This window comes from Streptomyces sp. NPDC015242, from assembly GCF_043079125.1.
Classification (GTDB): Bacteria; Actinomycetota; Actinomycetes; order Streptomycetales; family Streptomycetaceae; genus Streptomyces.
This window is the reverse complement of sequence record NZ_JBIBUF010000002.1, coordinates 163,886-186,728: the sequence shown is the minus strand read 5'-3', so window position 1 is coordinate 186,728 and position 22,843 is coordinate 163,886. Positions and strand designations below refer to the sequence as shown.

The 22,843-nt window shown below is 71.1% G+C and carries 18 protein-coding genes and 5 tRNA genes; 14 read left to right on the top strand and 9 right to left on the bottom strand.

Going from position 1 to position 22,843, the window contains the following annotated elements; genetic code table 11:
• Positions 1-113: 113 nt before the first annotated feature.
• Entirely contained in the window at positions 114-1,697 is a 1,584-nt protein-coding gene (locus ACF07N_RS06310; RefSeq protein WP_383325654.1) for an acyl-CoA carboxylase subunit beta, read from the top strand.
• Positions 1,698-1,732: 35 nt separating this feature from the next.
• Complete coding sequence (locus ACF07N_RS06305; RefSeq protein WP_383325657.1) at positions 1,733-1,927, top strand: acyl-CoA carboxylase epsilon subunit; 195 nt, start codon at positions 1,733-1,735, stop codon at positions 1,925-1,927.
• A 150-nt stretch (positions 1,928-2,077) separates the two neighbouring features.
• On the opposite strand, the gene ACF07N_RS06300 is transcribed toward ACF07N_RS06305, so the two are convergent.
• The 8 genes from ACF07N_RS06300 to ACF07N_RS06265 all read right to left on the bottom strand — a co-directional run bounded on the left by ACF07N_RS06300 (position 2,078) and on the right by ACF07N_RS06265 (position 12,723).
• Entirely contained in the window at positions 2,078-2,659 is a 582-nt protein-coding gene (locus ACF07N_RS06300) for an ATP/GTP-binding protein (protein ID WP_014675207.1), read from the bottom strand.
• Positions 2,640-3,215: a DUF742 domain-containing protein gene (locus ACF07N_RS06295; RefSeq protein ID WP_094056228.1), complete on the bottom strand. Its 576-nt coding sequence runs from the start codon at positions 3,213-3,215 to the stop codon at positions 2,640-2,642. The genes ACF07N_RS06300 and ACF07N_RS06295 overlap by 20 nt, the downstream gene beginning before the upstream one ends.
• A gap of 94 nt (positions 3,216-3,309) precedes the next feature.
• On the bottom strand, positions 3,310-3,723 hold the full coding sequence (locus tag ACF07N_RS06290) for a roadblock/LC7 domain-containing protein (RefSeq protein ID WP_004983065.1): 414 nt from the start codon (positions 3,721-3,723) through the stop codon (positions 3,310-3,312).
• Between the two features lie 10 nt (positions 3,724-3,733).
• Positions 3,734-7,015 carry a nitrate- and nitrite sensing domain-containing protein gene (locus ACF07N_RS06285; RefSeq protein WP_392109094.1) on the bottom strand — a complete coding sequence of 1,094 codons (3,282 nt, stop codon included), beginning with the start codon at positions 7,013-7,015 and terminating at the stop codon, positions 3,734-3,736.
• A gap of 378 nt (positions 7,016-7,393) precedes the next feature.
• Complete coding sequence (locus ACF07N_RS06280) at positions 7,394-7,969, bottom strand: ATP/GTP-binding protein (RefSeq protein ID WP_020271455.1); 576 nt, start codon at positions 7,967-7,969, stop codon at positions 7,394-7,396.
• Positions 7,950-8,345 carry a DUF742 domain-containing protein gene (locus ACF07N_RS06275; protein ID WP_031121441.1) on the bottom strand — a complete coding sequence of 132 codons (396 nt, stop codon included), beginning with the start codon at positions 8,343-8,345 and terminating at the stop codon, positions 7,950-7,952. The genes ACF07N_RS06280 and ACF07N_RS06275 overlap by 20 nt, the downstream gene beginning before the upstream one ends.
• Positions 8,346-8,457: 112 nt before the next feature.
• On the bottom strand, positions 8,458-8,871 hold the full coding sequence (locus ACF07N_RS06270; RefSeq protein ID WP_005479910.1) for a roadblock/LC7 domain-containing protein: 414 nt from the start codon (positions 8,869-8,871) through the stop codon (positions 8,458-8,460).
• 9 nt (positions 8,872-8,880) lie between these two features.
• The gene (locus ACF07N_RS06265) at positions 8,881-12,723 is read right to left on the bottom strand and encodes a nitrate- and nitrite sensing domain-containing protein (RefSeq protein ID WP_392109091.1); all 3,843 of its coding nucleotides are present in this window, start codon (positions 12,721-12,723) and stop codon (positions 8,881-8,883) included.
• 599 nt (positions 12,724-13,322) lie between these two features.
• Here ACF07N_RS06265 and ACF07N_RS06260 point away from each other — a divergent pair.
• From ACF07N_RS06260 to ACF07N_RS06215, 10 genes are all read left to right on the top strand, one after another.
• Positions 13,323-13,514, top strand: a complete 192-nt coding sequence (locus tag ACF07N_RS06260; protein ID WP_392111142.1) for a hypothetical protein — start codon at positions 13,323-13,325, stop codon at positions 13,512-13,514.
• A 172-nt stretch (positions 13,515-13,686) separates the two neighbouring features.
• Complete coding sequence (locus ACF07N_RS06255; protein ID WP_362281880.1) at positions 13,687-14,463, top strand: fumarylacetoacetate hydrolase family protein; 777 nt, start codon at positions 13,687-13,689, stop codon at positions 14,461-14,463.
• Entirely contained in the window at positions 14,456-15,940 is a 1,485-nt protein-coding gene (gene gltX, locus ACF07N_RS06250) for a glutamate--tRNA ligase (protein ID WP_392109088.1), read from the top strand. Before ACF07N_RS06255 ends, gltX begins: the two co-directional genes overlap by 8 nt.
• A 170-nt stretch (positions 15,941-16,110) precedes the next feature.
• A complete protein-coding gene (locus ACF07N_RS06245) occupies positions 16,111-18,321 on the top strand; it encodes a hypothetical protein (protein ID WP_392109085.1) in 2,211 nt (736 codons plus the stop codon).
• Between the two features lie 29 nt (positions 18,322-18,350).
• Positions 18,351-19,082, top strand: coding sequence for an HAD family hydrolase (locus tag ACF07N_RS06240; protein ID WP_392109082.1), 732 nt, complete (start codon positions 18,351-18,353; stop codon positions 19,080-19,082).
• Between the two features lie 91 nt (positions 19,083-19,173).
• Positions 19,174-19,245, top strand: a tRNA-Gln gene (locus tag ACF07N_RS06235).
• A 21-nt stretch (positions 19,246-19,266) separates the two neighbouring features.
• Positions 19,267-19,339, top strand: a tRNA-Glu gene (locus ACF07N_RS06230).
• Between the two features lie 47 nt (positions 19,340-19,386).
• Positions 19,387-19,459, top strand: a tRNA-Glu gene (locus ACF07N_RS06225).
• Positions 19,460-19,479: 20 nt separating this feature from the next.
• Positions 19,480-19,551 (top strand) — tRNA-Gln (locus ACF07N_RS06220).
• Between the two features lie 28 nt (positions 19,552-19,579).
• Positions 19,580-19,652 (top strand) — tRNA-Glu (locus tag ACF07N_RS06215).
• A 145-nt stretch (positions 19,653-19,797) separates the two neighbouring features.
• Here ACF07N_RS06215 and ndgR read toward each other — a convergent pair.
• Positions 19,798-20,511 (bottom strand): IclR family transcriptional regulator NdgR, encoded by a 714-nt coding sequence (ndgR, locus tag ACF07N_RS06210; protein ID WP_094055732.1) that lies wholly within the window; start codon positions 20,509-20,511, stop codon positions 19,798-19,800.
• Between the two features lie 194 nt (positions 20,512-20,705).
• Between ndgR and leuC the strand changes: the two genes are divergently transcribed.
• A complete protein-coding gene (gene leuC, locus ACF07N_RS06205; RefSeq protein ID WP_383325681.1) occupies positions 20,706-22,136 on the top strand; it encodes a 3-isopropylmalate dehydratase large subunit in 1,431 nt (476 codons plus the stop codon).
• 6 nt (positions 22,137-22,142) lie between these two features.
• On the top strand, positions 22,143-22,736 hold the full coding sequence (gene leuD, locus ACF07N_RS06200; protein WP_392109077.1) for a 3-isopropylmalate dehydratase small subunit: 594 nt from the start codon (positions 22,143-22,145) through the stop codon (positions 22,734-22,736).
• The last annotated feature ends 107 nt before the right edge of the window (positions 22,737-22,843 follow it).

The following is a 22,843-nucleotide window of genomic DNA, read 5'->3' as shown; positions in this document are numbered from 1 at the left end:
GTCGGAAAGGCTGCACGCCACCATGGTTCTGTTCAGGGGTACCAGGAAAACACGCCGGAGACTGTGAGGAGTCGACGGCCCGCTTTCCTCGGTCGGCTTCGTAAGGTCGCTACATGACCGTTTTGGATGAGGCGCCGGGTGAGCCGACCGACGCGCGCGGACGCGTGGCCGAACTGCACGAGATCCGTGCGCAGGCGGTGGCCGGACCGAGCGAGAAGGCGACCGAGGCGCAGCACGCCAAGGGCAAGCTGACCGCGCGCGAGCGCATCGATCTTCTCCTCGACCCGGACAGCTTCCGCGAGGTCGAGCAGCTCCGCCGGCACCGGGCCACCGGCTTCGGCCTGGAGACCAAGAAGCCGTACACCGACGGTGTGATCACCGGCTGGGGCACGGTGGAGGGCCGGACGGTCTTCGTCTACGCCCACGACTTCCGCATCTTCGGCGGCGCGCTGGGCGAGGCCCACGCCACGAAGATCCACAAGATCATGGACATGGCCATCGCGGCCGGTGCCCCGCTGGTCTCCCTCAACGACGGCGCCGGCGCCCGCATCCAGGAAGGCGTCTCCGCCCTCGCGGGCTACGGCGGCATCTTCCAGCGCAACACCAAGGCCTCGGGCGTCATCCCGCAGATCAGCGTCATGCTCGGCCCGTGCGCCGGCGGCGCCGCCTACAGCCCGGCCCTCACCGACTTCGTCTTCATGGTCCGCGAGACCTCGCAGATGTTCATCACCGGCCCGGACGTGGTCAAGGCGGTCACCGGCGAGGAGATCACCCAGAACGGCCTGGGCGGCGCCGACGTGCACGCCGAGACCTCCGGCGTCTGCCACTTCGCCTACGACGACGAAGAGACCTGCATCGCCGAGGTCCGCTACCTGCTGTCCCTGCTCCCGCAGAACAACCGCGAGAACCCGCCCCGCGCGGAGGCCTCCGACCCGGTCGACCGCCGTTCGGACGTCCTGCTGGACCTGGTCCCGGCGGACGGCAACCGGCCGTACGACATGACCAAGGTCATCGAGGAGATCGTCGACGACGGCGAGTACCTGGAGGTCCACGAGCGCTGGGCCCGCAACATCATCTGCGCCCTGGGCCGGATGGACGGCCAGGTCGTCGGCATCATCGCCAACCAGCCGCAGGTGCTGGCGGGCGTCCTGGACATCGAGGCCTCCGAGAAGGCGGCCCGCTTCGTCCAGATGTGCGACGCCTTCAACATCCCGATCATCACCCTTCTGGACGTCCCCGGCTTCCTCCCGGGCGTCGACCAGGAGCACGGTGGCATCATCCGCCACGGCGCGAAGCTGCTGTACGCCTACTGCAACGCGACCGTGCCGAGGATCTCCCTGATCCTGCGCAAGGCCTACGGAGGTGCGTACATCGTCATGGACAGCCAGTCCATCGGTGCCGACCTCACCTACGCCTGGCCGACCAACGAGATCGCGGTCATGGGCGCGGAGGGCGCCGCCAACGTCATCTTCCGCCGCCAGATCGCCGAGGCCGAGGACCCCGAGGCCATGCGCTCGCGCATGGTCAAGGAGTACAAGTCCGAGCTCATGCACCCCTACTACGCGGCCGAGCGCGGCCTGGTCGACGACGTCATCGACCCCGCCGAGACCCGCGAGGTGCTGATCAAGTCCCTCGCCATGCTCCAGACCAAGCACGCGGACCTGCCGTCCCGCAAGCACGGCAACCCGCCGCAGTAACCCGGCGGACATCTCAGCCACGGAGACTGACACCCATGGACACGCCTGACATCCGCGTCGAGAAGGGGCACGCCGAGCCCGAGGAGGTCGCCGCCATCACGGCCCTCCTCCTGGCCCGCGCAGCCGCCCGCCCCACGGACCCCACCCCGGCCCACCGAGGCCGCGTCAAGGCCGGCTGGCGCCGCCTGGAACGCGAGCCGGGCTTCCGCGCCCCGCACAGCTGGCGCTGAGCACAGAACCAGCAAGCAGGCCCCTCACAGAGGGGCCTGCTTTTTTTGGGGGCGCGGGGAACTGCGCGACAAGCCCCCACCGAACCGCACCCGGCAACGCGACAGCCCCCGGCAGCACACTGGCCGCCGGGGGCTGTCCCACAGTCCGTATCAGCGCAGACGCGCCATCAGGGCATGCTCCACCAGCGTGATCAGCGCCGACTTCGCGTCGGCCCGGTGCCGGGCGTCGGTGGTGATGATCGGGGTGTCCGGACCGATCTGGAGCGCCTCCCGGACCTCGTCCGGGGTGTAGGGCTGCTGGCCGTCGAAGCCGTTGAGGGCGATGACGAACGGCAGACCCGAGTTCTCGAAGTAGTCGACGGCGGGGAAGCAGTCGGCGAGCCTCCTCGTGTCGACCAGCACGATCGCGCCGATGGCGCCGCGCACCAGGTCGTCCCACATGAACCAGAAGCGGTCCTGACCGGGCGTACCGAAGAGGTACAGGATCAGGTCCTGGTCCAGGGTGATACGGCCGAAGTCCATGGCCACCGTGGTGGTGGTCTTGTCCCCGGTGTGGGTGAGGTCGTCGATCCCCGCGGAAGCGGACGTCATGACGGCCTCTGTGCGCAGCGGATTGATCTCCGAGACGGCGCCGACGAACGTGGTCTTGCCCACGCCGAAGCCGCCAGCCACCACGATCTTCGCGGACGTGGTGGAGCGGGAAGGCCCTCCGCTAGAGCTTGCGAAGTCCACTGAGCACCCTTTCGAGCAGTGTCACGTCTGGCTGGCCGCCGGCGTTCTCGTCGCCGCCGGGCTGATGAATGGCGACCAGTCCCGCCTCCGCCAAGTCGGCGACGAGGATCCTGGCCACGCCGAGAGGGATCGTGAGGAGCGCCGAGATCTCGGCGACCGACTTGATTTCCCGGCAGAGGTTGCAGATCCGCTGATGCTCGGGCAGTTGGCCCTGCATCTGGTGCGGCTGCGCAGTGGTGTGCACCAGCGCCTCGATGGCGAGCTGGTAACGCGGGCGGGTCCGGCCACCGGTCATGGCGTACGGACGCACCAGCGGATTGTTCGACGCCCCGGCGGGCGCCGGCTCGGGGGTGCGGCGCTGCGGCTGCACGGGCTGGATGCGCGGAGCCGGCGGCTGGTCGTACGGCGACGGGCCGGGGCCCTGCGGCGCGTACGGCTGCCGGTGGCTGGGTGCGGAGGGGAAGTTGTAACGGTTCGGGTTCTGACCACCGTCGCCCTGACCCTGGGCAGGGCCGTACGACCAGTTGCCCGACGAACCGCCTGGGGGTGTTGCCACTTTCTCCTCCTCCGACTGTGCCTGGCACCCATCGCTGTGGAGCCGCGTCCCGAAACCTTACGGCCACGGGACGCCAAAACGCACCGTCCGTCGATTAGTTGAGCAGGCTCCCCTGGAGCTCCGCGCGAAGGTCCGGGGTCAGGACCGTCCCCGCCCGGTCCACCAGCAGGGCCATCTCGTACCCGATGAGGCCGATGTCCGCCTCGGGGTGGGCGAGAACCGCGAGCGACGATCCGTCGGAGATGGACATGATGAAGAGGAATCCCCGCTCCATCTCCACAACCGTCTGGTTCACGCTGCCGCCCTCGAAGATCCGGGACGCGCCTGCCGTCAGAGACGTCAGACCGGAGGCGACGGCCGCGAGCTGGTCGGCGCGGTCGCGGGGGAAGCCTTCGGACATCGCCAGAAGGAGTCCGTCGGCGGAGACCACCACCGTGTGGGACACCCCCGGGGTGTTGTCCACGAAGTTGGTGATCAACCAGTTCAGGTTCTGTGCCGCCTGGCTCATCGGGCTCACACTAACGCTCCTGGTTGTAGGTGCTGTCAGGACCGAAGCCCTGGCCGTTCGTTTCACTGCCTGCGCTGCGTCCGCGTTGGACACCCCGGCGCAGGTTGCTCAGCCTGCCCCGGACGTCCTCCGGGGCGCGGGAGACCTGTGGGCCTCCCTGGGGAGTGCTCTCGGCGGACCCCTCGATCAGGTTGGCCTTGGGGACCCGCCGCGGCAGGCCGGAGGAGGTGACCCCGCCCGCCTTGGGCTTCCGGAGCTGCGAGGCCTGCTGCCACCGCTCGTCGTTGGCCGAGCGCCAGTCGCTGTCGCCGTTGCTCTCCTGCGTGGAGGCCGGCGGCTCCTGGCTCACGTGCCGTGCGCCACCCGTGCCGTTCGCACCGCCGGCGGTGGCTCCGCGGCGGGGAAGCCCGGCGTCGGTCAGCGCGTGTGCGGCGGGGGAGGCCGGTCCCGGACGGTCGAAGCCTACGCGGTCCTGCTCACTCGCGTCAGCGGCCTGCGCAGATTCCGTTTCCTGGGCCTCAGAAGGGTACTGGTTCGGGTAGCCGTTCTGGTAACCCTCCTGCTGCGGCCAGTCGTCCTGGTGACGCCGCTGCTCGAACGCGGGGAAGCTGTCGGGCACGCCCGCGCCCTGCCCCCCGGGCTCCTCGCGGGACGGCTCCGCATAGGCGGGGTCCGGGTAGCCCCCGTTCGGCGAGAAGGTGTCGTTCTGCGGCAGGCCGCCGTTCGGCGCGTAGTACTGCTCGTCGTACGCCGCCCGCTGCGGCTCCTCGTACGCCGCCTGCTGCCCCTCGTACGCCTGCTGGGAGTCGTACGGGGAGGGCTGCTGCTCCGGGTAGCCGGTCCGGCCGGTGTCGTAGTTCTGGCCGTAGTCCTGCTGCCCGCCGAACTCGTCCTGGTAGGCGGGCGCTTCGGCCTGCTCCTGGGCGTTGCCGCCGGGCAGGGCGGTCTGCTCGCCCTGGTTGTGGGCCTCCAGGGCCGCCCGGCGCTCCTCACGCATCAGGGAGCGGCCGACCGGGTCCAGCTCGCGTATGTCGTCGGGGACGTCCGCGTAGCGGCTGTCGTCGAAGCCCAGCTCCGCGGCCGTGCGCATCGGCTGGCCGAAGTTCTCGCCGCCGAAGTTCTGCTCGGGGATGATCTGCGAGACGGTGAACTCGTCGCGGTCCACGTGCTGCTCGCCGCCACCGCCGTGCGTGATCGCGTCGGGCAGCATGACCAGCGAGGTGGTGCCGGCCTGCTCGCCCGAGGGGCGCAGCTGGACGCGGATGCCGTGCCGGTCCGACAGCCGGCCGACCACGAACAGGCCCATGCGCTGGGAGATCGCGGCGTCCACGGTCGGCGGGTTGGCCAGCTTGTGGTTGATGTCCGCGAAGTCCTCGGCGGTCAGGCCGATGCCCTTGTCGTGGATCTCGATCATCACGCGGCCGTCGGGCAGCCGGGTCGCGGTGACGCGGACCTTGGTCTGCGGGGAGGAGAACGTGGTGGCGTTCTCCAGCAGCTCGGCGAGCAGGTGCACGAGGTCGGTCACGGCCCGGCCGTGGATCTCGGCCTCCGGCACGCCCGACAGCTCGATGCGCTCGTACTGCTCCACCTCGGAGGAGGCGGCGCGCAGCACGTCGACCAGCGGCACCGGCTGGTCCCAGCGGCGGCCGGGCTCTTCGCCGGCGAGGACGAGGAGGTTCTCGCCGTTGCGGCGCATACGGGTCGCCAGGTGGTCCAGCTTGAAGAGGTTCTCCAGCTGGTCCGGGTCGGCCTCGTTGTTCTCCAGGTCGGTGATCAGGGTCAGCTGGCCCTCGATCAGCGACTGGTTGCGGCGCGAGAGGTTGGTGAAGATCGCGTTGATGTTGCCCCGCAGCAGGGCCTGCTCGGCGGCGAGCCGGACGGCCTCGCGGTGGACCTGGTCGAAGGCGCGGGCGACCTCGCCGATCTCGTCGGTGGTGGTGATCGGGATGGCCTGGACGCGGGTGTCGACGCGGCCCGGGTCGGTGCGCGAGAGCTGGTCGACCAGCATCGGCAGGCGCTGCTCGGCGATGCCGAAGGCGGCGTTGCGCAGCTGGCGCATCGAGCGGCTCATCTGGCGGGCGACCGCGCCGGCCAGGATGAAGGCCAGCAGCAGGGCGACGACGACGGCGGCACCGGTGATGTAGGCGTCGCGCTGGGCGCTGTCGGCGATGTCGGACGCTTCGCTCACGGCCTTGTCGGCCAGGTCCGTCTCGATCTTCTCGTACGCGTTGAACTTGAGCGTGTTGACCGCCCACCAGTTCTCGGCGGTGATGCCCCTCTCGGCGAGGGCGGCGCGGGCGCTCGGGTCGGTGCTCTGCAGCGTCGCGACGGCGGAGATCATCGTCGTCGGGTTGGCCGGCGGGGGGACGTAGTCCGGGTTCTTGGCCTTGGCCTCGCGGGCCATCGCGGCGCCGTCGGCCTTGAGCTTGGCCTCGGCCTCCTCGAGCTTGGCCGCGTCCTGCTCGGTGCCACCGCCGATGTACTCCTGCACGGCGATGCGCTCGAGGTAGGCGTACGAGGACAGGGCGACGCGCTGGCTGGCCAGGTTGCCGTCGTCGGGGCCCGGCTTGATCAGGATGTGCATGCCGATCGAGCGCTGCAGCGACAGGGCCGCCTTGGTGAGCTCGATGGCGTACACGGTCCGGCCGTAGCTGGTGATGTTGCCGGTGCCGAGACCGAGCTCGTTGGCGAACTCGGTCAGCGGGTGGGCGACCTCGACGTAGCCCTCTTCGGTCTGGACGCCCTTCAGCTTGGAGGTGTAGGCGACCTGGCGCAGCGTCTGCAGCTTCGGCTCCGCCTCGCGGAACAGCTTCAGCCGGCGCTCCAGGCCGGGTTTGGCCGGCATGTTCTGGGCGGCGGCGTCGAAGGCGTCGGCGGCCTCGTCGGTGGCCTTGCGGACCTGGGTGACGGTCGCCTTGTCCTGGGCGGTCTGGGCGCTGCCCTTCAGCAGCGGCGCGGCCGAGGCGTCCCGCTCGTTGTAGAGGGCGTTGGCGTAGAGCAGCGAGGCGCGGACCAGGCGCGCCGTGTTCTCGGCGTCCTCGGCCTCCTGCCAGGTGTCGATCGAGCTCTTCACCTGGAAGCCGCCCATGACGAGGCCGACCAGCACGGGTATGAGCAGGATCGCGTTCAGCCGGGTCGCCACGCGCCAGTTGCGGGGGGAGAGGCGGCCACCGCTCCGGGCGGGCGCGGCCGACGGCTCCGAACCGGGCACGGGGGCGGGCGCCGCTGTGCGCGGCGGCGGGGTGAAGTTGCCCCGGGCCGACGGCTCGGGACTGTTCTTGCTTCGCCTCACTCGACCAACAACCTCTCGGCGGTCGGCACCAACCATGTGCCGCAGTGTCTCAGAGCCCAACCACGTCCTCGTCGGACGAGTACGTCATTGACTATTGGGCAGTTCAGGCATTCCAGCACGACGACCTGCGCTCTTCCAAACAGTCGAGGGCAGGGATTCAGGGGGGTGTGAGCCCCAGATAAAACGGTCATAAAGAGCGAGCCCCGCCAAAAGGCGGGGCGATCGTGCGCGCAGCGAGACCGGATGTGCGCGACGCGTGGCCGTACCACCCCATTCCTCTGCCGAAACGTTATGAACACCGTGGCCGACCGTGTCAAAGGACACAGCCGGCTCCGGTGTATCTACGACAACTGCCGTATAGCGCTTCAGAATTGGGTGCTACCTCAGCCGAGCCATCAGAGCGTGCTCCACCAGCGTGATCAGGGCACTCTTCGCATCGGCGCGGTGCCGGGCGTCGGTGGTGATGATCGGGGTGTCCGGACCGATCTGGAGCGCCTCGCGCACCTCGTCCGGGGTGTAGGGCTGCTGGCCGTCGAAGCCGTTGAGGGCGATGACGAACGGCAGACCCGAGTTCTCGAAGTAGTCGACGGCCGGGAAGCAGTCCGCCAGGCGCCGGGTGTCCACGAGCACCACCGCGCCGATGGCGCCGCGCACCAGGTCGTCCCACATGAACCAGAAGCGGTCCTGACCGGGCGTACCGAAGAGGTACAGGATCAGGTCCTGGTCCAGGGTGATACGGCCGAAGTCCATGGCCACCGTGGTGGTGGTCTTGTCCCCGGTGTGCGTCAGGTCGTCGATCCCCGCGCTGGCCGAGGTCATCACGGCCTCGGTGCGCAGCGGGTTGATCTCCGAGACGGCGCCGACGAACGTGGTCTTGCCCACGCCGAAGCCGCCCGCCACCACGATCTTCGCGGAGGTGGTGGAACGACCCGCGTCAGAGCTTGCGAAGTCCACTGAGCACCCTTTCGAGCAGTGTCACGTCCGGCGCACCGGTGGCCTCGTCGCCGCCCGGCTGGTGGATCGCGACGAGACCGGCCTCAGCGAGGTCCGCGACCAGGATGCGCGCCACACCCAGCGGCATGTTGAGCAGGGCGGAGACCTCGGCCACCGACTTGACCTCACGGCACAGGTGGCAGATCCGCTGGTGCTCCGGGAGCAGTCCCATGAGCGCGGCGGGGTCCGCGGTCGTACTGATCAGTGCCTCGATGGCGAGCTGATAGCGCGGCCGGGTCCGGCCGCCGGTCATGGCGTACGGCCGTACCAGCGGCTGGTCGCCCTCGTCCTCGTACGGCTCCGCGTACGGATCATGAGAGGCGGTGGGCGGGGTCATGGGTCCTCCGGGCGGGACAGCAAGTCGGTCAGATCAAGCCGTCTGACGGGGCCTGTGTGGGGTGTGTGGCGGCCGGACGGTGATGTGGTGAGACGGGTGGTGCCGGGGCCGATCAGTGGAGCAGACTGCCTTGGAGCTCGGCTCGCAGGTCGGGGGTCAGGACCGCGCCGGCGCGGTCGACCAGGAGCGCCATCTCGTAGCCGACGAGGCCGATGTCGCACTCGGGGTGCGCGAGGACGGCCAGGGACGAGCCGTCGGAGACGGACATGAGGAAGAGGAATCCCCGCTCCATCTCCACGACCGTCTGCGCCACGTCGCCGCCCTCGAAGATCCGGGAGGCGCCCGCGGTCAGGGACGTCAGCCCCGAGGCGACGGCCGCGAGCTGGTCCGCGCGGTCGCGCGGGAAGCCCTCCGACATCGCCAGGAGGAGGCCGTCGGCGGACACGACGACGGTGTGGGACACCCCGGGGGTGTTGTCCACGAAGTTGGTGATCAACCAGTTCAGGTTCTGTGCCGCCTGGCTCATCGGACTCAACTAACGCTCCTGCTGGTGAGTGGGCCGCGGGAAGCTGCCGGTCTGGGTGGATCCGGCCTGACGACCCTGTGCGATACCTCGACGGAGGTTGGTCAGCCGGCCGCGCACGTCATCAGGGGCGCGCGAGACCTGCGGACCGCTTTGGTGCGGTTGCTGCTGAGCCGTGCCCGGGACGAGGTTCGCCCGGGGCACCCGGCGGGGCAGGCCGGAGGTGGTGACCCCGCCCGCCGCGGGCTGGCGGACGCGCTCTGCCTGGCGGACGAGGTCGTCGTTCGGCGAAGTGCGCCAGCCGGCGGGGGTGGACCGCTGAGGACCGGTGGGTCCCTGCGGCTGCTGCGGTTGCTGGGGAGCGGCCGGAGCCGAGCCGTTGCCCTGCGAAGGCTGCTGCTCCTGCTGCCCGTGGAACCAGTTGGTCTCGAGCGTGTCGTACAGCGGGGTACGCCCGTCGCCCGGGCCGGTGGCCGGCGGCAGCGCCTCGGGCTCCTGCCGGACGGGCCGGGGCTGCGGGGCGGGCGGACGCGGGGCGCCGAAGTCGGAGCCGTCGCGGCCGCCGTTGACCTGAGGCCGCTCGAACTGGCCCGTGCCCGCCGGGTCGGCCGGGGTGGCCGGACCGGGCAGCGGGGGACGGCCGGAGCCGTTGCCCTGCCGCTGTGCGGGGTACTGGCCCGTGGAGCCGTTGTCCTGGCGGGGAGCCGGGTACTGCCCGGTCGAGCCGTTGTCGTAGGCCTGCGGAGCCTGCGGGGCCGGGTACTGGCCCGTGGACCCGTTGTCGTAGGCCTGCGGGGCCTGCGGGGCCGGGTACTGGCCCGTCGCGGGGGACGGGTCGCGGCGGCCGGCCGGGGCGCCGAAGACGTCCGGCCGGACGAACTGGCCCGTGTTCGGGTCGTACTGGTCCTGGGAGCCGCCGAAGTCGGCCGGGTTCTGGCGGTCGCCGCCGCGCGGCACGGCCGGCATCTCCGCCGTCGAGCCGGGGCCCTGGCGGTCGTCGACGCGCGGCAGGGCGGACGTCCGGGAGACGTCCGGCTCCTCGTGGCCGCGCGGGGCGTCCGCGGAGGGGCGCACCTGCGGCTGGGCGTTCTCGTCGCTCCAGCTCGGCACGCGCGGCTGCGGGTCGCCGCCGGGCAGCTCGGCCCGCGGGCCACCGCGCGGCGGCAACTGCGGCCGACGGCCCTTGCCCTGCTCGCGGTTGCCGCCCTGCTGCGGCCGGCCGCGGCCGCGGCCGCCGCCGAAGGCGTCCTGCGGCCCGCCGGTGCCCGCGGCCTGCAGGCCCTGCGGGGCGCCCGGCGCCTGGCCGAACCCACCCGCACCCGCCGATGCGGGCGCCCCCTGCTCGAACGGGGCCGAGGGCTGGGGGGAGGGGCGGCCCTGCGCGGGCGGACCCTGCTCGAACATCGAGGTGCCCGGACCCTGCGGTCCGCGCGCGCCCCCCTGACCGGCCGGCCGGCCGGCGTCGCCGTCGCGTCCGGGCAGCGCGGCCCGCGGGCCCTGGCCGGCACCGAGCCGGCCGCCGGCGTTCGCGCCGCCGCCGAAGGCACCGCCGCCGGAGGCCCCGGCGCCGAGGGCGCCGCCGTTCTGGCCGGCACCGGCGGCCCGCCGGGCCGCCGCCGCACCGGCCGCGGCCTGCGCCGCGGCCGGACCGCCACCGCCGAGCGGCGGCTGGCCGGGCTGCTTGGGCTGGGGCTTCTTGCCGCCCTGGGCGACGTCGACGGGGAGCATGACCAGCGCGGTCGTGCCACCGGAGTCGGACGGGCGGAGCTGGATGCGGATGCCGTGCCGCTGGGACAGCCGGCCGACCACGAACAGACCCATGCGCCGGGAGACGGAGACGTCCACCGTCGGGGGAGAGGCGAGCCGCTCGTTGATCGCCGCGAGGTCCTCGGGGGACAGGCCGATACCGGTGTCGTGGATCTCGATCAGCACCCGGCCGTCGGGCAGGGCGTGACCGGTGACCTTGACCTTGGTCTGCGGCGAGGAGAACGAGGTCGCGTTCTCCAGCAGCTCGGCGAGCAGGTGCACGAGGTCGTTGACCACGCGGCCGGCGACCTCGGTCGTCGGCACGGAGGCCAGCTCGATGCGCTCGTACTGCTCCACCTCGGACGCGGCGGCGCGCAGCACGTCGACCAGCGGGACCGGGCGGGTCCAGCGCCGGCCGGGCTCCTCACCGGCGAGGACGAGGAGGTTCTCGCCGTTACGGCGCATGCGGGTGGCGAGGTGGTCGAGCTTGAACAGCGACGACAGCTGGTCCGGGTCGGCCTCGCGGGACTCCAGTTCGGAGATGAGCGACAGCTGACGCTGGATGAGGCCCTGGGAGCGGCGCGAGAGGTTGGTGAACATCGCGTTGACGTTGCCCCGCAGCAGGGCCTGCTCGGCGGCGAGGCGGACCGCCTCGCGGTGCACGTCGTCGAAGGCCGCGGCCACCCGGCCGATCTCGTCCCGGGAGTGCACACCGACCGACTCCACGGACGTGTCGACGTCCTGCGGGTCGGACTCGGACAGCTGCTTGACCAGCTCGGGCAGCCGGTCGGAGGCGACCTTGGTGGCGGTCTCCTCCAGCCGGCGCAGCGAGCGGATCATGGAGCGGGCCACCACGAAGGCGCCGACCAGCGACACACCGAGCACGATGAGGATCAGGGCACCGGAGATGATCGCGTCGCGCTCGGTGGCGCTGCGCAGCTCGCGGGCCTTCTGTTCCATCTCCTCGAGCAGGGTGTGCTCGATGTTCTTCATCTGCTGGATCTTGGTGGAGCTGTCGTCCAGCCAGTCGCGGTAGGAGCGCTTGTCCTGCTGGGCGAGACCGCCCGCGGAGATCAGGGCGCGGCCCGCGTAGGTGTCGGTCGCCTTGATCGTGGAGTTGCCGCCGTCCTCGATCGGCTTGAGCAGCTCGGCGGCGGTGTCCTCGCCGTAGATGCTCTTGAAGCTGCGGATCTCGGACTTCTGGCTCTCCAGGGCCGACTGGGCGTAGAGCCGGTCGTTAGGGGAGAGCTTGCCGGTCGTGGTGTTGCTGGCGGGCAGCGCCGCGGCGAGGGCCGCGCGCTGGATCGAGGAGTACTCCTTGGCGGAGGAGAACGCGGCCAGCGCACGCGTGCGCTGGATCATGTCCGGGTTGCTGGTCGCCTCGGCCATGTCCTGGGAGAGGTCGATCAGGTTCTCGATCAGACGGTGGTAGGCCTCGATCGTCTGGGTCGAGTTGTCCTCGGACGCGTAGGCGTTCTTGCGGATCTGCTCCAGGTCGCCGAGCTCGCCGGCGATCTGGATGAGGTACTCGCGGACGCCCCTGAGGTTGCCGTCCTTGCTGGCGCTGTCGATCTCCTCTGAGCTGTCGAGGAAGTTCTTGCGCGCCCGGTCGGTCTTCTCCCGCAGGCCCTTGACCGTGAAGTCGGTCGCCTTGCCGCCGTGCGCGAGCGGGCCGGCCGACTGGTCGCGCTCCTCCTGGAGGGCGGCGGACAGCTCGGTGGCCTGCTTCGTCATGTCCGTCAGCAGCTTCATGTTGTCGAGCTGCTGGATGTCGTCCATGGACTGGTTGATGCGCAGCGCGCCCAGCGAGGTGGCCGCGACCACCGGGAGCGCGAGCAGCGACACCAGACGGGTGGAGATGCGCCAGTTGCGCAGGGCTATTCGCGGGCCGGGGCCGGTGGGGCCGGCCGGCGGCTTCAGGGGCGGGGCCGGGTTCGCGGGCCCCGAGGGGGCCGACGTGCCGGGGCGCCCGGGGCGCTCACCGCCGTCACCGGCGGGGCCCGGGTTCTGGGCGTGCTGGGGCGAGGGGCCGCCATTCATGGGGCCAGTCCCGCCGTGCGGCTCCGGCTCCGCCGAAGCGTTGCCATCCCTCTTGAAACGTCCCTGCACTAGCGTCGCAACCTCTGGACCAGGCACCCCGTCGGATGAACGGCGGGGCACGGTGTCGGCGTTCTGGGGACGCCCTGAGTACGCCCCCGTGGTGGTCGTGAGTGACCGGCGCTGGCTCCCCCTTCTGGCCGCCACTCGGCGCGTCTGTGCGCCCCCTGTGCGCCGGCTCGATCCCGCGGCGGTCCGTGGCATTCCAGCACAGCACAGGATCTCCAACAAGGCTCGTAGGCCAGGCCGTGACATAGGTGACACCACGTGAGGACCGGATCACCGGTCGTAGAAAGGGAGTTGCCCATTTCGGGCATATGCCCGCGAGTCGCTGAGCGGTGACAGGTGTCCCAGTCGCCATGATCAGGAGCGGAATGATGGCTTCAGGGGGTCAATGTCCGCTTCGTCGCAGTGCGGCGTGCGTCCGGATTGACCGTTTCGCCCCCTACTTCGTGAGCAAACTCACACGCTGATCGCGACCTCTCCGCGATCCGGCCGGGAATCCCATGTTTAGCCTGACGCTTTACAGAGATGGCAAAACCGACAACCCGCGCCCGGGCGGGGGTCACGCACCCTCGCGGCGCCCGTCACAGGACAGGGTCACGTAAACAGTGAAGACGACGACGATGTTCCACAAGATCGCCAACCCGCGGCGCACGACGCTGGCGCACCTCGCCGGTGCCGACGCACTGCAGACGCCGGAACAGCCGGAGCACCGTGTCGAACTGCCCACCCAGACCGCCAACCCCAAGCGCACCGTCCTCATGGAGATCCCCGTCGCGGCCGGCGCGGCCGCGGAGTGACACCGGGACATACGCGTGCCGGCCGCGGGATGCTCACCGCGGCAGGATACGAACTTCGAGGGGCGCCCCCGCGACGGGGGCGCCCCTCGGTCGTGCGCGCTGCGGGGACACCTCCCCGCGTTAGCCTGGAGCGTCAGACTCCAGCCGCTTCAGTCAAGGGGCCAAGCATCCCGTGCGCATCGCCAGATTCTCCATCGACGGGAACGTCGCCTTCGGCGCCATCGAGGGTGAGAAGCAGGACGAGCTCGTCCTGGACATCATCAAGGGCATCCCGTTCGCGGACTACGAGCTCTCCGGCACGAAGGTCCCGGTCGGCAAGGTGAGGCTGCTGCCGCCGGTGCTCCCCAACAAGGTCGTGGCCTTCGGCCGCAACTACGCGGAGCACGCGCGCGAGCTGGGCAACGAGGTGCCCGAGGCCCCCTTCGCCTTCTTCAAGCCGTCCACCTCCGTGATCGGCCCCGGCGACGAGATCCAGTACCCCTCCTTCTCCGAGGAGGTGCACCACGAGGCCGAGCTGGCCGTGGTCATCGGCCGGATGTGCCGCGAGGTCCCGCGCGAGCGCGTCAAGGACGTGATCTTCGGCTACACCTGCGCCAACGACATCACCGCCCGCGACGTCCAGAAGCGCGAGAAGCAGTGGGCCCGCGCCAAGGGCTTCGACAGCTCCTGCCCGCTCGGCCCCTGGGTGGAGACCGACCTCGACCCCTCCGACCTGACCATCCAGCTCACGGTCAACGGGCAGCAGCGCCAGCTCGGCCGCACCAGCGAGATGATCCACTCCGTCGAGGACCTGATCGTCAACATCTCCGAGGCCATGACGCTGCTCCCCGGCGACGTGATCCTCACGGGCACCCCGGCTGGGGTCGGCCCCCTGAACGTCGGCGACGAGGTCGCCGTCACCATCGAAGGCATCGGCACTCTCACCAACAAGGTTGTCAAGCGTGGCTAGCGCATCCGCCCCAGCAGTCCGTGTCCGTTTCTGCCCGTCGCCCACCGGCAACCCCCACGTGGGCCTGGTGCGCACCGCCCTGTTCAACTGGGCGTTCGCCAAGCACCACCAGGGCACCCTGGTCTTCCGCATCGAGGACACCGACGCGGCCCGCGACTCCGAGGAGTCGTACACCCAGCTGCTCGACTCGATGCGCTGGCTGGGCTTCGACTGGGACGAGGGCCCCGAGGTCGGCGGCCCGCACGCGCCGTACCGCCAGTCGCAGCGCATGGACCTGTACAAGGACGTCGCCGCCAGGCTGCTCGACGCCGGCCACGCCTACCACTGCTACTGCTCCCAGGAGGAGCTGGACACCCGCCGCGAGGCCGCCCGCGCCGCCGGCAGGCCCTCCGGCTACGACGGCCACTGCCGCGAGCTGACCGACGCGCAGGTCGAGGAGTACAAGGCCCAGGGCCGCGAGCCGATCGTCCGCTTCCGGATGCCCGACGAGACGATCACCTTCACCGACCTGGTCCGCGGCGAGCTCACCTTCACCCCGGAGAACGTCCCGGACTACGGCATCGTCCGCGCCAACGGCGCCCCGCTGTACACCCTGGTGAACCCGGTCGACGACGCCCTGATGGAGATCACCCACGTCCTGCGCGGCGAGGACCTGCTCTCCTCCACCCCCCGCCAGATCGCCCTGTACAAGGCGCTGATCGAGCTGGGCGTCGCCCAGGAGATCCCCTCCTTCGGCCACCTGCCGTACGTGATGGGCGAGGGCAACAAGAAGCTCTCCAAGCGCGACCCGCAGTCCAGCCTGAACCTGTACCGGGAGCGCGGCTTCCTCCCCGAGGGCCTGCTCAACTACCTCTCCCTGCTCGGCTGGTCCCTCTCGGCCGACCAGGACGTCTTCTCCATCGACGAGATGATCGCCGCGTTCGACATCTCCGACGTGAACCCGAACCCGGCCCGCTTCGACCTGAAGAAGTGCGAGGCCATCAACGGCGATCACATCCGCATGCTGGACGTGAAGGACTTCACGGAGCGCTGCCGCCCGTGGCTCCAGGCGCCGTTCGCCCCATGGGCCCCGGAGGCCTTCGACGAGGCGAAGTGGCAGGCCATCGCCCCGCACGCGCAGACCCGCCTCAAGGTGCTCTCCGAGATCACCGACAACGTCGACTTCCTCTTCCTGCCGGAGCCGGCCGAGGACGAGGCCTCCTGGAACAAGGCCATGAAGGAGGGCTCGGACGCCCTGCTGCGCACGGCCCGCGAGAAGCTGGAGGCGGCCGACTGGACCTCCGCCGAGTCGCTGAAGGAGGCCGTCCTGGCCGCCGGTGAGGCCCACGGCCTCAAGCTCGGCAAGGCCCAGGCGCCCGTCCGGGTCGCCGTCACCGGCCGCACGGTCGGCCTGCCGCTGTTCGAGTCCCTGGAGATCCTGGGCAAGGAGAAGACCCTGGCCCGGATCGACGCGGCGCTGGCGAAGCTGGCCGCGTAACGACACGGTTCCCCCGAGGGCGGCGTCCGGTTCGGGCGCCGCCCTCGCCGTGTCCGCCCAGCCGTCACCCGGAGTTCACCGGTCCGGCCGACTTCCGTCCCCGATGGGGACGTTGGATGCCTCCTGTGCACACGGAACGCGTGTGCGCCCTGGTGCAGGGGGAGAGGAACATGAGCCGTTCACGAAGACTCGTCCACGCGGCCGCGGGCGGGGTGCTGGCCCTGGCCTGCTCCGTGCAGGCCGTGCCCGCGCAGGCCGCCGCGGCGGCGGGCGAACCGGCCGGCACGGTGCAGCTCGTCACGGAGAAGCGCGTGACCGTCGACTACCCGTGGGCCGGAGCGTCCGGCTTCCAGTACCGGCCGGGCACCACCTCGGTCACCACGGTGGACTACCCCGACGCGGTCCCGCCCGCCCACGCCGGCCCCGAAGACCCGGCGAGCGGCACGGACGTCGTGACCACGCGCGACGGGCAGAAGGTCGTGCAGAAGCACCGCTCCACCGGGGTCACCGCCACCGTCACCGTCCCCTCCGGCCAGACCTACCGGGCCGCCGTGGGCTGGAGCGTGCTGACCCTGGACTCCGCCGGCGCCCTGCACGTCCTGCGCGCCGACGGCACGGCCACCGCGGACACCCCGGTCACCGGCTTCCCCACGGGCGCCCGGCCCGTCCTCTACCGCACCGGCGGCTCGGCCACCCGCCTGGCGATCGTGCACGTGCTGGACGGCAGGACATCCGTGGGCCTGGTCGACCTCACCGACGGCACCTTCCGCACCTACGTCACCGGAGACGAGCCCACCCCGGAGTTCGCCTTCAACGACCGCTGGCTCGTCGCCGACTGGCGGGCGATCCGGGTCGACTCCGCGCCCGGCACCGAGCCCACCGCCCTGACCAGGACCGACGGCCGGCCGGAGGCGGTCGTGGGCGACTGGCTCCTGATCGGCAACCCGAGCTTCGTGCTGGGCGGCACCGAGGCGGCCCTGACCGCCCGCTCCCTGACCACCGGCGCCACCGAGACCGTGCTGCGCTCGTCGTTCGGCGGCATCGGCCCGACGCTGGACGGCGGCGCCCTGGCCACCGCGGGCCCGTCCAGCCTCGACTGGAACATCCACCGCATCCGCCTCACCGCCGACGGCGGCCTCACCACCACCGAGGCGGCCCGGGTCCCCGCCGCCCCGACCGCCGTCCAGGGACTCGCCGTCGCCGGCGGCGAACTGCTCCTGCACGGCGCCACGCCCGGGGCCGCACTGCGCTACAGCGGCTTCCAGCTGGACGCCACCGGCCGGCCCACCGGCCGTCAGACCCCCCGCAGCCCGGCTCTGTCCGCCCCCACCTGCCTCGGCGGCGACGCCGCCTGCCCCCAGCTCGAAGCCCTGGGCGACGGCCGGGTCAGCCACCTGCACACCGACGCGAACGGGGAGGAGTCCGTGGTGAACACCGGCCTGGACACCACCACCCTCCTCACCGCGCCCACCGACGGCGACTCCGGCGGCCGCATCGCCGGCAGCACCGGCCGCTACGTGCTCTACAACGGCGCCTCCGGCAAGCAGCGGGTCGTCGACTTCCCGCGCGGCGCCACGAGCGGCACGACCGTCCTCACCCGCGACCGCACCGCCGCCGCGGTCTGGGGCCAGACCCTGTGGACCCCGGGCACCGCCCAGGGCACCGCCACCGGCCGCAACCTCAAGACCGGCACGACCACCACCGTCACCACCGGCGCCCCCTGCACCCCCACGGACCTGCAGGCCGTCAACGCCTGGCTCTACTGGACCTGCGGCGGCACCGCCGGCGTCCTCGACCGTGCCACGAACCGCAGGATCACGGTCCCGGCCGACCACGGCCCGGCCCGCCTCGGCGACGGCTTCCTGCTCCGCGAGAACCGCACCACGCACGAACTGCTGCTCACCGACTTCCACACCGGCACCGCCACCACCCGCACGCTGGTCACGCTGCCCGCCACCGACCAGAACACCGGCGGCAGCAACGGCCGCTGGGCCGTCGACCGCTTCGGCGGCCACATCGCCTACCTCAACGGCACGTACGGCGAGGTGTCGATCGTCCCCGGCGGCGTCCCCACCTCGCCCCTCGCGCAGATGGAGGCCCAGGTCCCCTCGCCGTCCGTGATCGGCAGGTCGTTCCCCTGGGCGCCGGTGTGGCAGCTGAACAAGCCGTCCACCTGGACCCTGACCCTCACCAACGCCTTCGGCACGGTCGTGCGCACCCTGACCGGCTCCTCCACCGGAGCCGCCGTGCGCCCCGCCTGGGACGGCACCACGGACACCGGAAGCCCCACGGGCGGCACCCACACCTGGAAGCTCACCGCCCACCCCCGTGACAGCCAGGGACCGGACCTCACGCTCACCGGCACCATGACCGTGGGCTGAGAACGGGAGGCGGCGGGTACGGTCGGACCATGAGCATCCGAGCCGTGGTCTGGGACGTCGACGACACCCTCTTCGACTACACCTCCGCCGACCGCCTCGGCATGCGCGCCCACCTCACGGCCGAGGGCCTGCTCGACGACCACGGCAGCGTCGAGCAGGCCCTCGCCCGCTGGCGGGAGATCACCGAGGCGCAGTGGGCGCGCTTCGCCGCCGGGGAGGCCACCTTCGAGGACCAGCGGCGCGACCGGGTGCGGGTCTTCCTGGGCCGGGAGCTCACCGACGCCGAGGCCGACGCCTGGTTCCAGCGGTACGTCGCCCACTACGAGACGGCCTGGACCCTCTTCCCTGACGTCCTGCCCGTCCTCGACGCCCTCGCCGCCAGCCACCGGCACGCCGTGCTCTCCAACTCCAGCCTGCACGTCCAGGACCGCAAGCTGCGCGCCCTCGGAGTCCACGACCGCTTCGAGCGCATCCTGTGCGCGGCCGAGCTCGGCGTCTCCAAGCCCGACGCCGGCGCGTTCCTCGCCGCGTGCGAGGCACTGGCCCTGCCGCCGCACGAGGTCGCCTACGTCGGCGACCACCCGGAGATCGACGGACGGGGCGCCGCGGACGCCGGGCTGCTGTCGGTGTGGATCGACCGCGGCGGCCTCCACGCCACGATCGACCCGCCCGCCGGGCCGCACCGCATCGCGTCCCTGGCCGAACTGCCCTCTGTGCTGGGTGCGGATACTCGTTTTGGAGCCCCGTCCACCTTCGGGTAATGTTCTTCCTGCGCCGCGGGGAGCGGGCCGGAAGGCCGGAACCCCAGGGCGCAAAGCTAGAACACGATCCCCCCAGGGGCTTGCGTTCCAGTGGCCTATGGTGTAATTGGCAGCACGACTGATTCTGGTTCAGTTAGTCTTGGTTCGAGTCCAGGTAGGCCAGCTCGCAGAGTTCATCTGCAAAGCCCCCGTTGTGTAGCGGCCTAGCACGCTGCCCTCTCAAGGCAGTAGCGCCGGTTCGAATCCGGTCGGGGGTACTGGTTCCGAAGATCGGCAGATCGGCGATCGTCTCGGGACTGCTAGGGCCCCCGTTGTGTAGCGGCCTAGCACGCCGCCCTCTCAAGGCGGTAGCGCCGGTTCGAATCCGGTCGGGGGTACTGACTGGTCTAAACCACATTGGTCTATGGTGTAATTGGCAGCACGACTGATTCTGGTTCAGTTAGTCTTGGTTCGAGTCCAGGTAGACCAGCTCGGACCTGCGGAAACGCAGGCTCCACGCCCCCGTTGTGTAGCGGCCTAGCACGCCGCCCTCTCAAGGCGGTAGCGCCGGTTCGAATCCGGTCGGGGGTACACAGGGAAAGGCCCTCCACTTCGGTGGAGGGCCTTTTCGCGCTCAGCCATGGACGGGCCGCAGCCGACGACCAACCCGCCACTGTCGCGGCGCCGACTCGGGGAAGACCTGCCGCGGCGTCGAGGCCGGCCTTCCCCGTGTCGCTCAGCCGCGTCGCAGCGCCTCGGAGAGACGCCCCGCCGCGTCGATCACCGCCTGCGCGTGCATCCGCCCCGGGTGCCGCGTCAGCCGCTCGATGGGCCCGGAGACGGACACCGCCGCCACCACCCGGTTCGACGGACCCCGCACCGGCGCGGAGACCGACGCGACGCCCGGCTCCCGTTCACCGATCGACTGGGCCCAGCCGCGCCGCCGTACGCCCGACAGGGCCGTCGCCGTGAAGCGTGCCCCCTGCAGGCCGCGGTGCAGCCGCTCCGGCTCCTCCCAGGCCAGCAGGATCTGCGCCGAGGAACCGGCCTTCATCGTCAGCGTCGAACCCACCGGGACCGTGTCCCGCAGTCCGGACAGCCGCTCCGCCGCGGCGACGCAGATGCGCATGTCGCCCTGGCGGCGGTAGAGCTGCGCGCTCTCGCCCGTGACGTCCCGCAGATGCGTGAGCACCGGGCCGGCGGTGGCGAGGAGACGGTCCTCACCCGCGGCCGCGGCCAGCTCGGCCAGGCGAGGGCCGAGAATGAAACGGCCCTGCATGTCACGCGCCACCATGCGGTGGTGTTCCAGGGCCACGGCCAGGCGGTGAGCCGTGGGTCGAGCCAGTCCGGTGGCGCCGACCAGGCCCGCGAGGGTGGCCGGACCGGACTCCAGAGCGCTCAGGACGAGGGCCGCCTTGTCCAGAACGCCGACGCCGCTACTGTTGTCCATGCAACGATACTCGCGTCTCACTCTGTGAAACGCAAGTTCAAATTTCTCCGGAACCCGCCACCCTGGAATCACGAAGTCACAACGGCCCGTGACGTAAGGGCCTGGTGGTGTGTGCCCGCGAACAGGGGAACGGGCACCGCCTCTCAAGATCTCTAGTTGGGTCGGCGGATGGCCGTCGGCCGGAGGGAACAGCGATGGGTAGGACACTCGCGGAGAAAGTCTGGGACGACCATGTCGTCCGCCGCGCGGAGGGCGAGCCCGACCTTCTCTTCATCGATCTGCACCTGCTGCACGAGGTGACCAGCCCGCAGGCCTTCGACGGTCTCCGCAAGAGCGGCCGCCCCGTGCGGCGCCTCGACCTCACCATCGCGACCGAGGACCACAACACCCCGACGCTCGACATCGACAAGCCCATCGCCGACCCCGTCTCCCGGGTCCAGCTGGAGACGCTGCGCAAGAACGCCGCCGAGTTCGGGGTGCGCCTGCACCCGCTGGGCGACGTCGAGCAGGGCGTCGTGCACGTCGTCGGCCCGCAGCTGGGCCTGACCCAGCCCGGCATGACCGTCGTCTGCGGCGACTCCCACACCTCCACGCACGGTGCCTTCGGCGCACTGGCCTTCGGCATCGGCACCTCCCAGGTCGAGCACGTGCTGGCCACCCAGACGCTGCCGATGGCCCGCCCGAAGACCATGGCCATCACGGTCGACGGTGAACTGCCCGAGGGCGTCACCGCCAAGGACCTGATCCTCGCGATCATCGCGAGGATCGGCACGGGCGGCGGCCAGGGCTACGTCCTGGAGTACCGCGGCGAGGCCATCGAGAAGCTCTCGATGGAGGCCCGCATGACCATCTGCAACATGTCGATCGAGGCCGGTGCCCGCGCGGGCATGATCGCCCCGGACGAGACGACGTTCGCGTATCTCAAGGGCCGTCCGCACGCCCCCGAGGGCGAGGACTGGGACGCGGCCGTCGCCTACTGGAAGACCCTGAAGACGGACGAGGACGCCGAGTTCGACGCCGAGGTCGTCATCGACGCCGCCGAGCTGTCGCCGTTCGTCACCTGGGGCACCAACCCCGGGCAGGGCGCACCGCTTTCGGCGTCCGTCCCCGATCCCGCTTCGTACGAAGACGCATCGGAGCGCCACGCCGCCGAAAAGGCCCTGGAGTACATGGGGTTGGAGGCCGGGCAGCCGCTGCGCTCCATCAAGGTGGACACCGTCTTCGTAGGCTCGTGCACCAACGGCCGCATCGAGGACCTGCGGGCCGCCGCCGAACTGCTCCAGGGCCGCAAAGTCGCCGACGGCGTACGGATGCTGGTCGTCCCGGGCTCGGCGCGGGTCGGTCTGCAGGCCGTCTCCGAGGGGCTGGACGTGGTCTTCAAGGAGGCCGGCGCCGAGTGGCGGCACGCGGGCTGCTCGATGTGCCTGGGCATGAACCCGGACCAGCTGGCCCCGGGGGAGCGCTCCGCCTCCACCTCCAACCGCAACTTCGAGGGCCGGCAGGGCAAGGGCGGCCGTACGCACCTGGTGTCGCCGCAGGTCGCGGCGGCCACCGCCGTCCTGGGCCACCTGGCCTCCCCGGCCGACCTGGCCGACGCCGACGTCCCGACGCCCGCTGGAGTCTGATCAGTCATGGAAGCATTCACCACCCACACCGGCCGGGCCGTCCCGCTGCGCCGCAGCAACGTCGACACCGACCAGATCATCCCCGCCCACTGGCTCAAGAAGGTCACGCGCGACGGGTTCGAGGACGGGCTGTTCGAGGCCTGGCGCAAGGACGCGTCGTTCGTGCTCAACCAGCCCGAGCGGCAGGGCGCGACCGTGCTGGTCGCGGGCCCCGACTTCGGCACCGGCTCCTCCCGTGAGCACGCCGTCTGGGCGCTGCAGAACTACGGCTTCAAGGCCGTGATCTCCTCCCGCTTCGCCGACATCTTCCGCGGCAACTCGCTCAAGAACGGCCTGCTCACGGTCGTCCTGGAGCAGAAGATCGTGGACGCGCTGTGGGAACTCACCGAGAAGGACCCGCAGACCGAGATCACGGTCGACCTGGTCGCCCGCGAGGTGCGCGCCGAGGGCATCACCGCCGCCTTCGAGCTGGACGAGAACTCCCGCTGGCGGCTACTGAACGGCCTCGACGACATCTCGATCACCCTGCAGAACGAGGCGGACATCGCCGCGTACGAGGCGAAGCGCCCGTCGTTCAAGCCGCGGACGCTTCCGGTCTGATCCGGAGCACGGTCCGCCGCCCCTGAGCAAGGCGACTTTCGGCCACCGCAACACCCCCGCCGTACCCCCGATCAGCCCGATCGGGGGTACGGCCGTTTCTGCACCCG